This window comes from Rhodococcus sp. WS1 (genome assembly GCF_003797745.1).
Lineage (GTDB): Bacteria > Actinomycetota > Actinomycetes > Mycobacteriales > Mycobacteriaceae > Rhodococcus_F > Rhodococcus_F erythropolis.
Window position 1 is genome coordinate 1771787 of record NZ_RKLZ01000001.1, and the last position, 13281, is coordinate 1785067.

Genomic DNA, 13281 nt, shown 5'->3' on the forward strand with positions numbered 1-13281 from the left:
ATATGCCCTGTTAAGACTGCGTACTCGACGCCTCGGACAGGTTCTGGTCACTGCCTGACTGCTCACTGCCTTGGTGGGAACTGCCTTGGTGGGAACTGCCTTGGTGGGAACTGCCTTGGTGGGAACTGCCTTGGTGGGAACTGCCTTGGTGCGAGCTGACCGACAACCATCCGAAGCCACCGTCTTCGAGTACGACGGTGTGTGGGTCGCCGGCCTGTAGGTCTTCAGTCTCGGCTGGTACAGGCGCAGTCCGGAGCTCGGGCCACGAGGAACCGAATCCCGGATGCAATGGCAGCGAATCGACGTCGGCTTCACGCACCCACCGCAACTCGGTGCTCTCACCGTTGGCAACCGTCGACAGTGGATGTGCCGCATCAGCCACGACGGTGGTGTAGGTCCACCCGCTCTCCGCGTGCATCGTCACTACCTCACCGCGGACGCGAACGGCGTCTTCGGCGATTCCGGCTTCTTCGTGTGCCTCCCGGACAGCGGCGTGCGTCGTGCTTTCGTGTGAGTCCCGTGCTCCACCGGGCAATGCCCAGGTACCACCTTGATGGCTCCACGCCGCACGATGCTGCAGCAAGACCAGGGGCGATCCGTCCGAATCGGGGGCGCGCAGAAGCAGTCCAGCGGCTCCGTGTTTACCCCAATGCCGAGTACCGTCCGGTCCGATCGACCAACCGTCACCGTCACCACGCATCGACTACCTCGCTCCGCCTGCTCTCGCCGTTGTCCCACACTAACCGTTTCAAACTGCTCCAGGTGTAGGTGATGCTTATATGCTCGCGAAGATGCCCTGAATCATTTCTCGGCGGCATCATTTCTCGGTAGCCCGCCTACAGCGAAGTGAGGTGCTCGATGGTCGACCGTGTCGTCCCGTCCATCGAACCCCGGTCGCTGCCGCCCTCCGAGGGCACTTCGGTATCGGCGGAGGACGAGCGAGCACTTCTGCGGCGCGAACTCCAGGCATTCATGTCCTCGACGCCTGGCCGGTTGACCGTCGTCGGAGTGATCTTGATTGCGATCACCTTGATCGCCGGACTCCTCGCCACCGCAGCGATCGAGAACCGACAGGCGAACCTCGACCTCCTCCTCGTCGAAACCGAACCTCTCGCCAACTCGGCCCAGAACCTCTACAGCGCGTTGTCTTTGGCAGACGCCGCCGCGGCCACCGCCTTCATCTCCGGCGGCCTCGAACCCGCCGAAGTACGCGACCGATACACGCAGTCGATCGGTGAGGCGTCGGCGGAGATCGTCCAGGCGTCGGCCGGTCTCGACTCGACTGATCTTGCCGGGCACAGCGCGTTGACCACCATCTCGACCGACCTCTCCGTCTACACCGGGCTGGTCGAAACTGCACGGGCGAACAATCGCGTCGGAAACCCGGTCGGGGCAGCATATTTGAGCGAGGCCTCGCAGTTGATGCAGACCTCGCTGCTGCCGATGGCTCAGCAACTGCACGCCTCGCAGGAGACCCTGGTCTCGCAGGTACAGCGCGATTTCGAGACTCCACCGTGGTGGCCGATCGTGGCATTCGTCCTCGTGTTGTGCGCGCTGGTGGCAACACAGGTGTACTTCTCCCGCAAGAGTCGCCGACGCTTCAATCTCGGGTTGATCCTTGCCTCGCTCGCCGTCGCGGCTGCGCTGCTGTGGCTGCTCACCGTCGGACTGGTGTCCGCACTTGCCACCGGACGTGCACTCGACGCGGGCGCCGAGCCACTGCACGAACTGACCGAGGCCCGGATCATGGCACAGCAGGCACGTACCGTCGAAACCCTCACGTTGGCGAGACGGGATTCAACTGCCGAGGACAACGTGACGTTCACTCGCAAGGTCGACGCCCTGCGCGACATCCTCGAGGGCCTACGCAGCGACGAACGCGCCCGAGTGAACAACGAGGTGCTGACCGCCGCACTGGATTCGCGCGAGCAATGGGTGGCTGCGCACACGCGCATGTACGACCGTCTCGGGACCGGCGACTTCACTTCCGCTGCCGCCATCACCATCGGCTCCGGAGAACAGGATTCGGCCGCGGAATACGGAAAGCTCGATCACGAACTCTGGCAAGGAATCGTGGATTCGCGCACAAATCTTCGGTCCGACGTCTCGTACGCCTCACGTGTGTTGGCTGCCTCTGCACCGGGCATGACTGTATTGGCAGTTCTCGGAGTTGCCGGAATCTTCATCGGGTTCTGGCCCCGACTGCGGGAGTATCAGTGACGGGAGTACCGGAGATGCGGAGGAAGCTCCCGGCCGTGTGCGTCGCGGTTCTGGCAGCGTCCGTGCTGGCGCTCGCCGGTTGCGGTGCAGATCGAGCCGAAGACCTGAACAACGCGGCCGCCACGTCGTACACGGAACCGCCGCTGCCGGCCGAGGCCACCATCGCGCCCAGTCCGACACCGACGACTACCGCGTCGTGCACCAACCTCACTGCGAGCCTGCGCCCCACACCCGCAGACGCATCTCCGCAGCCACCCACGCCGAGCCTCGACGCCATCCGCGCCCGCGGGCGGCTGATCGTGGGCCTGGACACCGGTTCCAACCTCATGAGCTTTCGCGATCCGGCGACCGGACGCCTCGAAGGCTTCGACGTGGACATCGCCCGCGAGATCGCCCGCGATCTGCTCGGCGACCCGGAGAAGATCGAGTACCGAATCCTGACCTCGGACGATCGGATCGCCGCACTCCAGGAATCCATGGTCGACGTGGTCGTCAAAACCATGACCATCACGTGCGAGCGGCGCGAGAAGGTCGACTTCTCGACGCAGTACTTCTCCGCCGAGCAACGAATTCAGGTCCTGCAGGGTTCACCGGTACGCGGCATCGCCGATCTCGCAGGCAAGCGAGTCTGCGCTGCCCGGGGAACGACGTCGGCTACGCGAATCCAGGAGCTCCAACCCGAAGCCACCGTCGTGACCGTCCCGATGTGGTCCGACTGCCTCGTCGTCCTCCAGCAGGGGCAGGTGGACGCGATCAGCACCGACGACACGATCCTCGCGGGCCTCGCCTCGCAAGACCCGTATCTCATGATGGTCGGTGGTTCACTGGGCGTCGAACCCTACGGAATCGGAGTGAACAAGGACAACCCCGACTTGGTCCGATTCGTCAACGGAACCCTCGAGCGAATCCGGGGTGACGGGACCTGGAACCGTATCTACGACCGTTGGCTCAGCGTCCTCGGTCCGTCACCCGGTCCCCCGCCGGCCGTCTACCGGGATTGAGGCTGACATGACCGAAGAATCCGGCCCCGAGCCCGACGCCACGCAAGCCTCCGTACGCCCCGAGCCTGACTCCACGCAGGCGGTTCACCGCGAGCCTGACTCCACGCAAGCCTCCGTACGCCCCGAAGCCACCGGCGCCTACGAGCGCCTCGAACCGACCTCGGCCCAGATACGAGGAACCACGCCGTCCGCATCCTCCTCCCCTACCGGCCGCTCCACTCGATCCCGCCGCAGCCGGTCGGGACGAAAGCTGCGCCTCGGCGGCGGCCTGGTCGAAGTTCCCCCCGTCCCGCAGATCGACCCCGCATCTGCGGTGATGAGTGACCCGACGGTCCCCGAGCGCAAACGGTTCTGTTGGAAATGCAACGAACCGGTCGGCCGTAAGAGCGCAAGCACCAAGGCAACTCAGCACGGCATCTGCCCCAAGTGCGGTTCCACTTTCGACTTCCGCCCACTCCTCGAAGAGGGCGAATTGGTATCAGGTCAGTACGAGGTTCAAGGGCCCATCGCGCACGGCGGCCTCGGATGGATCTACCTCGCGATCGATCGTAATGTCAGCGACAGGTGGGTAGTTCTCAAGGGACTCTTGCATTTCGGTGATTCCGAAGCGCAAGCCGTTGCGGTGGCCGAGCGTCAGTTCCTCGCCGAGGTCGCCAACCCCAGCATCGTCAAGATCTTCAACTTCGTCGAGCATCCGCGCCCGGACGGGACACCCATGGGGTACATCGTCATGGAGTACGTGGGCGGGCGATCATTGCGCGAGGTGCTGGCCGAATTCCCGGACGGCAAGCACATGCCGATCGAGCAGGCAATCGGCTACGTACTGGAAATCCTTCCGGCGTTGAGCTATCTGCATTCCACCGGCCTGGCGTACAACGACCTCAAACCCGAGAACGTGATGGTCACCGAGGACCAACTGAAGCTGATCGACCTCGGCGCCGTATCCGGGATCGAAGACTACGGATACCTGTACGGCACTGCCGGCTATCAAGCGCCGGAGATCATCGAGACCGGCCCGACCATCGCCTCCGACATCTTCACCGTCGGAAGAACACTCGCGGTTCTCACCCTCGACATGCCCTCGAAGCACGGACGGTACCTCGACGGCCTTCCCGAACCCGAGGACGAGCCACTACTGCGCGACAACGAGTTCTTCCACCGCCTGCTGCTGCGCGCCACCGACCCGGATCCGAAAAAGCGTTTCCAGTCGGCCGAGGAGATCGCGGGCCAACTCACCGGCGTTCTGCGAGAAATCCTCGCGGAGCAGACCGGGCAGGAGAATCCTGGGCTCTCGCTCGTGTTCAGCAGGCAGCGAACGTCTTTCGGCACCGACGAATTGGTCGGGCAAACCGATGTGTACGTCGACGGTATCAGCCACGACGCTGCTCTCGATCCGCGCGAAGTTGCGCACGCACTTCCCATCCCGTTGGTCGACCCCACCGATCCCAGCGCGCCGTTGCTGGCGGCAGCGGTGCACAGCGAACCGTCTCAGACTCTCGATGCGTTGAAACACGCCCGCGAGAACGGAATCGACCGAACGTCAGGCACACCGGCGGCCGCCATCTCCGGCGAGGTCCGACTGGCCGAGGCCAAGGCTCATCTCGATCTCGGCGATCCGGAGACCGCGCTGAGTGTTCTGGACGAACTCCAGCAGAGCATCGGTGATCACTGGAAGATCGAGTGGTATCGAGGGCTTGCAGCGTTGCAACTGGACCGATTCGAGCCCGCCTTCAGTCATTTCGAGACCGTCCTGACGGCTCTGCCGGGCGAGGCTGCACCCAAACTCGCGTTGGCGGCGACAGCAGAACTGATCCTCCAGCATTGGGAGAGCGACGACCCGGACCAATGGTGCCGCTTCTCGGAGAAGTACTACCGCACCGTCTGGCGGACCGAACGGAACTACGTCAGCGCAGCATTCGGGCTCGCCAGACAACTCGCCGATCACGGCAACAAGAAGGCAGCCATCGCCGCCCTCGACGAAGTTCCCACGTCTTCCCGGCACTACAACGTCGCACGGATGTCGAGCGCTCTGACGATGCTGTCCGGCGTTCCGATCGCCGAACTCGACGAATCGACTCTGAGGGAAGCCGCCCGTCGCGTTCGCGCGCTACCGGCCGAGGAGAGCCGAAGTCTGCAGATGCGAACCCTGGTGTTGGGTACGGCACTCGATTGGATTCGCTACGGAAACCGCTCGCACACCGAACTCGAACCCATCCTCGACCTGCCATTCACCGAGCAGGGTCTGCGCACCGGAGCCGAAGCCTGCCTTCGCGCCCTCGCCCGCGCCACGACCTCCCGCACGCACCGCTACGCCCTCGTGGACCGGGCGAACGCGGTGCGTCCGCGCAGCAATTTCTGACGCGCTCCCCGAGATTTACAGCGCGGCCACCAAAGCCTTCGCCGCGCGGGCGATCGCCAACTCCTCGTTGGTGGGGACCACCAGCACCTCGACGGCCGACGTGGATGCGGAGATACGACGCTCGTCGCGGCTCTTCGCCTCGTTGAGAGCCGGGTCGACCTCGATTCCGAGACGGGAGAGGCCGGCCAGGCTGTCGCGTCGTACGTCGATGTTGTTCTCGCCAACACCGCCGGTGAAGGTGATGACGTCGACGCCACCGAGTTGAACGATGAAGGCGCCGATGTACTTACGGAGCATGTGTACGTAGACGTCGTAGGCAAGTTGTGCGTCTTCGTCGCCGCCCTCGATCAGTGCGAGCAGGGCACGGAAATCGTTGACTCCCGACAGTCCCTTCAAACCGGAACGACGGTTGAGGAGGTCGTCGATCTCGTCGACCTTCATTCCCGAGTTGCGATTGAGGTGCAAGATGATGCCTGGGTCGATGTCGCCGCTGCGGGTGCCCATGACAAGACCCTCGAGCGGGGTGAGGCCCATCGTGGTGTCGATAGCCTTGCCGCCCTTGATTGCCGAGGCCGAAGCGCCGTTTCCGAGGTGCAGAACGATCTGATTCAGCTCGGCCGGATCCTTGCCGAGGAAGTCCGCGACTCGTCCCGACACGTATTCGTGTGAGGTCCCGTGGAAGCCGTATCGACGAATCTGGTTGGCCTTGGCCACATCCCGATCGATCGCGTAGGTCGACGCTGCGGCGGGCAGCGTGTGAAAGAAGGCAGTGTCGAACACTGCTACGTGCGGAACGTCTGGCAGTTCTTCGCGCGCCACCTCGATACCGATCACGTTGGCGGGATTGTGCAGCGGCGCAAGGTTCGACAAATCCTCGATGGCTTTCACGACGCCGTCGTCGATGAGCGTCGGCGAGTAGAAGATGTCACCACCGTGCACGACTCGGTGACCGACGGCGATGATTCCTGCCTCGCTCAGCGGCCGTCCGACCTCGGCGACGATGTCGAGCACCATCTTCAGTCCCGCACGGTGATCGGCGATGGGGAGGCTGCGGTCTTCGACTCCGGTGCGGTGGTTGTAGACGATGTGGCCGTCGGGTTCACCGATGCGCTCGATGAGGCCGTGCGCTACCGATTCCGCTGTATCCGGATGCACGAGTTGAAATTTGATCGATGACGAGCCGGAATTGATGACCAGTACGGTGCCGTCGCTCACGCTTACGCTCCCTGTGCCTGTATTGCCGTGATAGCCACGGTGTTGACGATGTCCTGGACCAACGCTCCACGCGAGAGATCGTTGACCGGCTTGTTCAGTCCCTGCAGAACCGGGCCGACGGCGATAGCGCCGGCGCTACGCTGCACTGCCTTGTAGGTGTTGTTGCCGGTGTTCAAGTCCGGGAACACGAACACCGTGGCCTTGCCCGCCACCAGAGAATCCGGCATCTTCTTGTCAGCGACACTCTGCTCGACGGCCGCGTCGTACTGAATGGGCCCTTCCACCAACAGGTCCGGTCGGCGCTCGCGCACCAAAGCGGTCGCGGTGCGAACCTTGTCGACGTCGGCTCCACTGCCCGAATCGCCGGTGGAGTACGAGAGCATCGCAATGCGCGGATCGATACCGAACTGCGACGCCGTCTGAGCGGACGAGATCGCGATGTCCGCCAACTGCTCCGACGTCGGGTCCGGAACCACGGCGCAGTCACCGTAGGAGAGAACGCGGTCGGCCAGGCACATCAGGAAGATGCTCGAAACCGTCGAAACTCCGGGGGCCGTCTTGATGATCTCGAACGAGGGCCGGATCGTGTGAGCGGTGGTGTGGGCGGCACCGGAGACCATGCCGTCGGCAATACCCAAGTGCACCATCATCGTTCCGAAGTACGAGATGTCGGCGATCACCTCGCGTGCCCGCTCGATGGTCATGCCCTTGTGCGCCCGCAGCGCGGTGTATTCCTGTGCGAAGCGCTCGGTGTACTCGGACTGCGCGGGCGCGAGGACCTGCGCGCCGCTGATGTCCACGCCGAGTTCCGCTGCGCGTCGACGCACACTGGGTTCGTCGCCGAGGATCGTCAGGTCGGCAACCTGGCGCTGCAGCAGCCGGCCGGCCGCGCGCAGGATCCGGTCGTCGTCACCCTCCGGGAGGACGATGTGCTTGCGATCGCGTCGAGCGCGGTCGATGAGCTTGTACTCGAACATCTGTGGGGTCACGACCGACGGAATCGGCAGTGCCAGTCGGTCCATCAGGACGTCGGCGTCGACGTGCTGTTCCATCAAGCTCAGCGCAGTGTCGACCTTTCGCTGCGAACCGACTGCCACGCGTCCGCGGGTTTGGGCTGCAGCGCTTGCGGTGTCGAAAGTGCCGAGGGTTGTCGTGAGGATCGGAAGACGCTGTTTGAGGCCGGCCATCAACGCCGCGATGGCCGGGTGCGGCGTGATCCCGCCATTCATGATGATGCCCGCGAGCGACGGAAATCCTTCCGCCTCATGCGCATTGAGCAACGCGAGCAGCACATCCGAGCGGTCACCCGGGGCGATGACGACCATGCCCTCGACCAGACGCTCGAGGATGTGCTCGGCGGTCATGCCTCCCACCATCACCTTCAGTGCCTCGCGGTGCAGCAGTTCCGGGTCACCCGAGTACAACTCGCCGCCGGTGGCCTCCATCAACTCGGCCATCGTGGGTGAGACGAGCAACGGAATCTCCGGCAGGCTCCACGTCGGAACTCCGATGTCGGACAGGGCTGCGGTGACCTCGTCGAGCTTGTCGGGATCGCAGCGATTGGCGACGACCGCGAGCAGGTGAGCGTGGTTGGCGGCCAACTCGGCGGCGCACAGGTGCGCGAGCTGAGCAACCTCCTCGACGCTGCGCCGAGCGCCTCGAACCGCCAACAGGACCGGCGCTCCCAGGTTCACGGCGATGCGGGCGTTGAAGCTCAATTCGCTGGGGCTTGCGACGTCGGTGTAGTCACTTCCGATGATCACGACGGCGTCGCACTGCTCGGCCACGGTGTGGTACTTCGCGACGATGTCGGCCAGTGCGGCTTCGGGATCGGCGTGAACTTGCTCGTAGGTGACGCCGAGTGCGTCGGCGTAGGAGAGATCGGCAGTGGTGTGCTCTAGCAGCAGTTCGAGGATGTAGTCGGTTTCCTCGGTCGAGCGGGCGATCGGGCGGAAGACACCGACCCGGGCGACAGTCGCGCACAACATCTGCAGCACGCCAAGCGCGATGGTGGATTTTCCGGTGTCACCTTCAGGGGAGGCGACGTAGACACTCGACACGGCAGCGGGCGCTTCTGGCATGCCCAACAGCCTAGTGTGGGCCGCCGCCCACCTTGCCACTGATCGTGGTCACGCTCACGGTGCAGCCGACAACCGGCCGCTACGAGAAAGACGAACGGTGCCTGCCACACGTCGAGTGGCAGACACCGTTCAGTTGATCTCGAGGATCAGCCCAGAGCACGCAGGCGGGGCGCGAGGTCACGCTCGAACAGTTCGAGGAAGCGGCGCTGATCGTGGCCCGGTGCGTGGAACACCAGGTGATTGAGACCGGCGTCGACGTAGGCCTTGACCTGCTCGACGGCGTCGTCGGGATCGGAAGCGACGATCCAGCGCTTGGCCACCTGCTCGATGGGCAGAGCGTCGGCAGCTGCTTCCATTTCGATCGGATCCTCGATGCTGTGCTTCTGCTCCGGCGTCAGGGAAAGCGGCGCCCAGAAACGCGTGTTCTCGAGTGCAGCCTCCGGATCGGTGTCGTAGCTGATCTTGATCTCGATCATCTTGTCGATGTCGGCGACGTCGCGCTCGGCCTTGGCCGCGCCCTCGGCAACCGCCGGAAGCAACTTCTCGGTGTAGAGCTCCATGCCCTTGCCGGAAGTGCAGATGAAGCCGTCACCGGCACGTCCCGCGTACCGGGCGACAACGGGTCCACCGGCCGCGATGTACACGGGAATCCCACCCTCGGGGACGTCGTAGATCGACGCGCCACGAGTGGTGAAGTACTCGCCTTCGAAGTCGACACGATCGCCCAGCCACAGCTCACGCATCAGCCGCACCGACTCACGCAGGCGCGCGAAGCGTTCCTTGAACTCGGGCCACTCGCCCTGGAAGCCGGTGGCGATCTCGTTGAGAGCCTCACCGCTGCCGACGCCGAGCATGATGCGCCCCGGGTAGAGACATCCCATCGTCGCGAACGCCTGAGCGATGACCGCCGGGTTGTAGCGGAACGTCGGCGTCATCACGGACGTGCCGATCTGCACGCGCTCGGTGCGCTCACCGACGGCCGTCATCCAGGCGAGCGAGAACGGCGCGTGTCCACCGTTGTGGCGCCACGGCTGGAAATGATCGCTCACCGCAACGGAATCCATGCCGTGCTGCTCTGCCAGAACTGCCAGCTCTACCAGTTCGCGAGGGCCGAATTGCTCAGCCGATGCCTTGTATCCGAGCTTGAGTTCCTGCGCCACCGTGCACTCCCTTGTCGTCTGTTTCGTTTACTTCTCTGACGTGCTTCTCGTTCTTTGCAGACTATCCAGACACCGCTCGGACTTCTCTGCGTATCTCAGCGAGGTATCTCAGCGAGCGAGGCTGGTAACCACCGTTGCCACGCCGGCCGCGACGGCAACCCCGGCCAATGCCAGTGCGAACAGCCACAGCGCATGCGGTTCCGGCATCGCCGCTCCGTCCTCGAGCGCCTTCTTCACCTGTAGCCAGCGTCGCATACCGACGAGGGCGGCTGCTGCCGAGAGTGCGATCAACGTCAGACCGAGCGCCGTGCGAACCCACCCTGTACTCCACTCGGGGACCAACTGGACGACGGCAATGCCGCCCGCCAGCAGGGCAAGCGAGCTACGCATCCACGCGAGGAAGGTGCGCTCGCTGGCAAGGGTGAATCGCTCGTCCGGGCGGTTCGGTTCACTCATGCGTGCTCGCCTCCGTGGGGTGCCACCAGATCCGGGTCCTGACGCCAGTCGTAGACGACCTCGGTGCGCAGAACGATGTCCTGCAACGATCGTCGCCGTCGATCGACCGCCGACCACAGCAATCCGAAGGCGAAGAGCACACAGAGCACCGCACGGATGAAGGCGAGCGGCCAACGGACCAACCGGTGACCCGACGTGATCACCCGCAACCCCATCACGAGGGAACCGACAGTTCGGCCGGTGGTCGCCCAGCAGGCAGTCAGGTAGGCCACCGAGACGCCGAGAAATGCCGTCGTGGACAGGAAGATTCCCGGTTCCGAGAACGTGAAACTCTGCGGCGAGAAGAGCAATCGAACAAAGGCCAAGGCCACGTACACGGAACCCATCAGGATCAGCACGACGCCCAGGTCGATCAGTCCGGCGAGGCCACGGGTGACGATTCCGGCCGGGCCGGAATTCTCCTGGGCCACTAGCGTTCACCTGCGTTCGTGTCCGGATGCGGCTCGTGTGAGGGTGGTGCGTTGTCGCGGCCGAACAATCGTCCGACGAACCCGGCGACAGCGTCGTCCGCCTGCATCCCCTGCACGCGCGCCCCGTGCACGGCTTCGGTGGAGAGTGAACCGGTCGATTCACGAATCATCTGTGGGAGGTCGACACCCTCGATGACCTGGTCGGCGATCTTGAGGAGGTCGACGCGGTCGATCTGGCGCTCGAGGTCGACGCTGTCGACGATGCCGTCGAGGTCGAGGCGATCGATCACTGCTTTGACGTCGAGTCGGCTCGCGATCGCATCGACGTCGACGCGATCGATGATCGGTTCGAGCGAGACCCGTTCGGCAATCTTGTCCACGTCGATGTTCTCGGCGATCTTGTCGATGTCCACGTGGTCCACGACGATCTTCGTGATGTCGACTTCGGCAAGAGCAGCGTCGACGACAGCTTTGATCACCGTTCTCAACGTGGAATCGGCAAATTCCGCTGTCGAGCGAATCGCTTCCGTGCCGCGGGTGGCGACCTGGGTGATCGCGTCGTCGAGTGCGTCACCGACAACGGGGATCCGCTGCACCGAATCAATGGCGAGACCAGCGGTTCTGCGCGCCGCACCAGCCGTGATCGCGGCCAGCCCGAAGGCCAGCCGAATCACGTCGGATTCGGGGTGATGCGACTGCGATCCCACGCAATTGTCTCCATCTTCTTACCGGACTGTTATCCGGACATTCGTCACTCTCCTTCGCATTGTGCCACTGTTGGTAGGCACAAATACGCTGTCCGGCTTGCGCCAGGGGGAAATAATGAAGGCACGTCGATTCACGGTCCGCTTGACGATGGCGGTGGCCATGGCTGCCGGCTTTCTCGGCCTCAGCGCGCCGACCGCGAGCGCGGATTCAGTGGTCAGCCGCATCGATGTCTACTCCCCCTCCATGGACCGCTGGATCGCCAACGACGTGATTTCCCCGGCCGGCGGTGGCCCCGCCCCGACCTTCTACCTTTTGACCGGCGTCGGCGGCGGTGAGGACGGGATCTCTTGGTTCAACAACACCGGAGTCCGTGACTTCTTCGACGACAAGCACGTCAACGTGGTCATGCCGGTCGGCGGCAAGTTCAGCATGTACACCGACTGGAACGCCGACGATCCGGTGCTCGGCCGCAACAAATGGCAGACGTACCTCACCAAGGAACTACCGGCAGCGGTCAACGCTCGATACAACACGACCGGCGTCAACGCACTCGGCGGCGTGTCGATGGCCGGTGGACCGGTTCTGGACCTCGCGATCCAGTCGCCGGGCACCTACCGCGCCGTCGGCTCGTACAGCGGCTGCCCGCGCGCCGGCGACCCGCTCGGCCAGGCTGCGGTGCGCTCGATGGTCGAGATACTCGGCGGAGGAAACGCAGCCAACATGTGGGGGCCGTGGGGTAGCCCGCAGTGGGCTGCTCACGACCCGCTGATCAATGCCGAGAAACTACGCGGCACAGCGCTGTTCATCTCCACCGGCAACGGCCTTCCCGGTCCGGTGGACGGAATCAACTCATTGGCGATGGCTGCCGGAGTCGTTCCCGGCGCTGTGCTCGAAGGCATCACCAACATGTGCACCGCTGCCCTACAGGGTCGATTCGGTCAGCTCGGCATTCCCGCGACGTTCAGCTTCCGACCTGAAGGCACCCACACCTGGGGACTCTTCGAAGCCGACATGCGTGCGTCGTGGCCGATGATCGCGGGCGCGATCGGGGCGTAAGCCTCACGGCCCGCCTTTCAAGCCATGGCGTCAGGTGAGACTGCGCGCCCAGTCCCGCATCCCGGCGGGGCCAGTGCCAGTGGCGTATTCAGCGAACAACCTTCGCGATTCGTCACGGCGAATTCCGCCGAGCACTTCACGCGGTTTACGGAAAAACGGAAGCTCCACGGGCGGCGCCCAAAGCTCCACGAGTTCCTTTGCACCGTCGTTCGGGGATTCGAGAGCGAACCACACCCGGGACACACCGAGTGTGATCGCGGCACCCATGCACATCAGGCATGGTTCGAGATTGACCGCCAATGTCAATTCTCCTGACGCTCGAGTGAACCCGAGAGCCTCGTCGGCCTGCAAGAGCGCTTGAAGGTCCGCATGGACTACCCGTCGGCCGAGTGCCCGTTCTTGCGTATACGCCCGCCCGAGCACACGGTCGTCGTCGAACACGACTGCCCCGATCGGCATCTCCCCGAGTTCCATGCCCTCACGCGCTACGTCAAGAGCAAGCGAAAGCGCATCTCGGGGCGAAAACATCACTCGACACTAATGGACAAAGGCAAG

The 13281-nt window shown here is 64.0% G+C and carries 12 protein-coding genes; 4 read left to right on the forward strand and 8 right to left on the reverse strand.

Annotated features, from left to right (window positions below):
* Window positions 1–10: 10 nt before the first annotated feature.
* Complete coding sequence (locus EEB12_RS08135) at window positions 11–700, reverse strand: NUDIX hydrolase (protein WP_141487606.1); 690 nt, start codon at window positions 698–700, stop codon at window positions 11–13.
* A 158-nt stretch (window positions 701–858) separates the two neighbouring features.
* On the opposite strand from EEB12_RS08135, the gene EEB12_RS08140 reads away from it, so the two are divergent.
* The 3 genes from EEB12_RS08140 to EEB12_RS08150 are packed head-to-tail and all read left to right on the forward strand — an operon-like array spanning window position 859 to window position 5580.
* Window positions 859–2220: a hypothetical protein gene (locus EEB12_RS08140; RefSeq protein ID WP_029254777.1), complete on the forward strand. Its 1362-nt coding sequence runs from the start codon at window positions 859–861 to the stop codon at window positions 2218–2220.
* Window positions 2221–2234: 14 nt separating this feature from the next.
* On the forward strand, window positions 2235–3221 hold the full coding sequence (locus EEB12_RS08145; RefSeq protein ID WP_020968847.1) for a glutamate ABC transporter substrate-binding protein: 987 nt from the start codon (window positions 2235–2237) through the stop codon (window positions 3219–3221).
* Window positions 3222–3228: 7 nt separating this feature from the next.
* Window positions 3229–5580, forward strand: coding sequence for a serine/threonine-protein kinase (locus tag EEB12_RS08150; RefSeq protein WP_141487607.1), 2352 nt, complete (start codon window positions 3229–3231; stop codon window positions 5578–5580).
* Window positions 5581–5595: 15 nt separating this feature from the next.
* On the opposite strand, the gene EEB12_RS08155 is transcribed toward EEB12_RS08150, so the two are convergent.
* The 6 genes from EEB12_RS08155 to EEB12_RS08180 all read right to left on the reverse strand — a co-directional run bounded on the left by EEB12_RS08155 (window position 5596) and on the right by EEB12_RS08180 (window position 11669).
* Window positions 5596–6795 carry an acetate kinase gene (locus EEB12_RS08155; RefSeq protein ID WP_019749511.1) on the reverse strand — a complete coding sequence of 400 codons (1200 nt, stop codon included), beginning with the start codon at window positions 6793–6795 and terminating at the stop codon, window positions 5596–5598.
* Between the two features lie 2 nt (window positions 6796–6797).
* Entirely contained in the window at window positions 6798–8876 is a 2079-nt protein-coding gene (gene pta / locus EEB12_RS08160) for a phosphate acetyltransferase (RefSeq protein WP_141487608.1), read from the reverse strand.
* Window positions 8877–9022: 146 nt separating this feature from the next.
* Window positions 9023–10036 (reverse strand): glucose-6-phosphate dehydrogenase (coenzyme-F420), encoded by a 1014-nt coding sequence (gene fgd / locus EEB12_RS08165; protein WP_003944371.1) that lies wholly within the window; start codon window positions 10034–10036, stop codon window positions 9023–9025.
* A gap of 108 nt (window positions 10037–10144) precedes the next feature.
* A complete protein-coding gene (locus EEB12_RS08170) occupies window positions 10145–10492 on the reverse strand; it encodes a YidH family protein (RefSeq protein ID WP_019749510.1) in 348 nt (115 codons plus the stop codon).
* The gene (locus EEB12_RS08175) at window positions 10489–10962 is read right to left on the reverse strand and encodes an RDD family protein (protein ID WP_019749509.1); all 474 of its coding nucleotides are present in this window, start codon (window positions 10960–10962) and stop codon (window positions 10489–10491) included. Before EEB12_RS08175 ends, EEB12_RS08170 begins: the two co-directional genes overlap by 4 nt.
* Window positions 10962–11669: a hypothetical protein gene (locus tag EEB12_RS08180; protein WP_019749508.1), complete on the reverse strand. Its 708-nt coding sequence runs from the start codon at window positions 11667–11669 to the stop codon at window positions 10962–10964. The genes EEB12_RS08175 and EEB12_RS08180 overlap by 1 nt, the downstream gene beginning before the upstream one ends.
* A 115-nt stretch (window positions 11670–11784) precedes the next feature.
* On the opposite strand from EEB12_RS08180, the gene EEB12_RS08185 reads away from it, so the two are divergent.
* Window positions 11785–12726: an alpha/beta hydrolase gene (locus tag EEB12_RS08185; protein WP_029538606.1), complete on the forward strand. Its 942-nt coding sequence runs from the start codon at window positions 11785–11787 to the stop codon at window positions 12724–12726.
* A 30-nt stretch (window positions 12727–12756) separates the two neighbouring features.
* Here the strand turns inward: EEB12_RS08185 and EEB12_RS08190 are convergent, their stop codons facing one another.
* A complete protein-coding gene (locus EEB12_RS08190; protein WP_181447575.1) occupies window positions 12757–13254 on the reverse strand; it encodes a nucleoside deaminase in 498 nt (165 codons plus the stop codon).
* Window positions 13255–13281 lie beyond the last annotated feature (27 nt).

Bases quoted from the DNA above. Each gene is read 5' to 3' on its own strand.
- EEB12_RS08135 (WP_141487606.1), bottom strand. From the start codon at position 700: ATGCGTGGTGACGGTGACGGTTGGTCGATCGGACCGGACGGTACTCGG.
- EEB12_RS08140 (WP_029254777.1), top strand. From the start codon at position 859: ATGGTCGACCGTGTCGTCCCGTCCATCGAACCCCGGTCGCTGCCGCCC.
- EEB12_RS08145 (WP_020968847.1), top strand. From the start codon at position 2,235: ATGCGGAGGAAGCTCCCGGCCGTGTGCGTCGCGGTTCTGGCAGCGTCC.
- EEB12_RS08150 (WP_141487607.1), top strand. From the start codon at position 3,229: ATGACCGAAGAATCCGGCCCCGAGCCCGACGCCACGCAAGCCTCCGTA.
- pta (WP_141487608.1), bottom strand. From the start codon at position 8,876: ATGCCAGAAGCGCCCGCTGCCGTGTCGAGTGTCTACGTCGCCTCCCCT.
- EEB12_RS08170 (WP_019749510.1), bottom strand. From the start codon at position 10,492: ATGAGTGAACCGAACCGCCCGGACGAGCGATTCACCCTTGCCAGCGAG.
- EEB12_RS08185 (WP_029538606.1), top strand. From the start codon at position 11,785: ATGAAGGCACGTCGATTCACGGTCCGCTTGACGATGGCGGTGGCCATG.
- EEB12_RS08190 (WP_181447575.1), bottom strand. From the start codon at position 13,254: ATGTTTTCGCCCCGAGATGCGCTTTCGCTTGCTCTTGACGTAGCGCGT.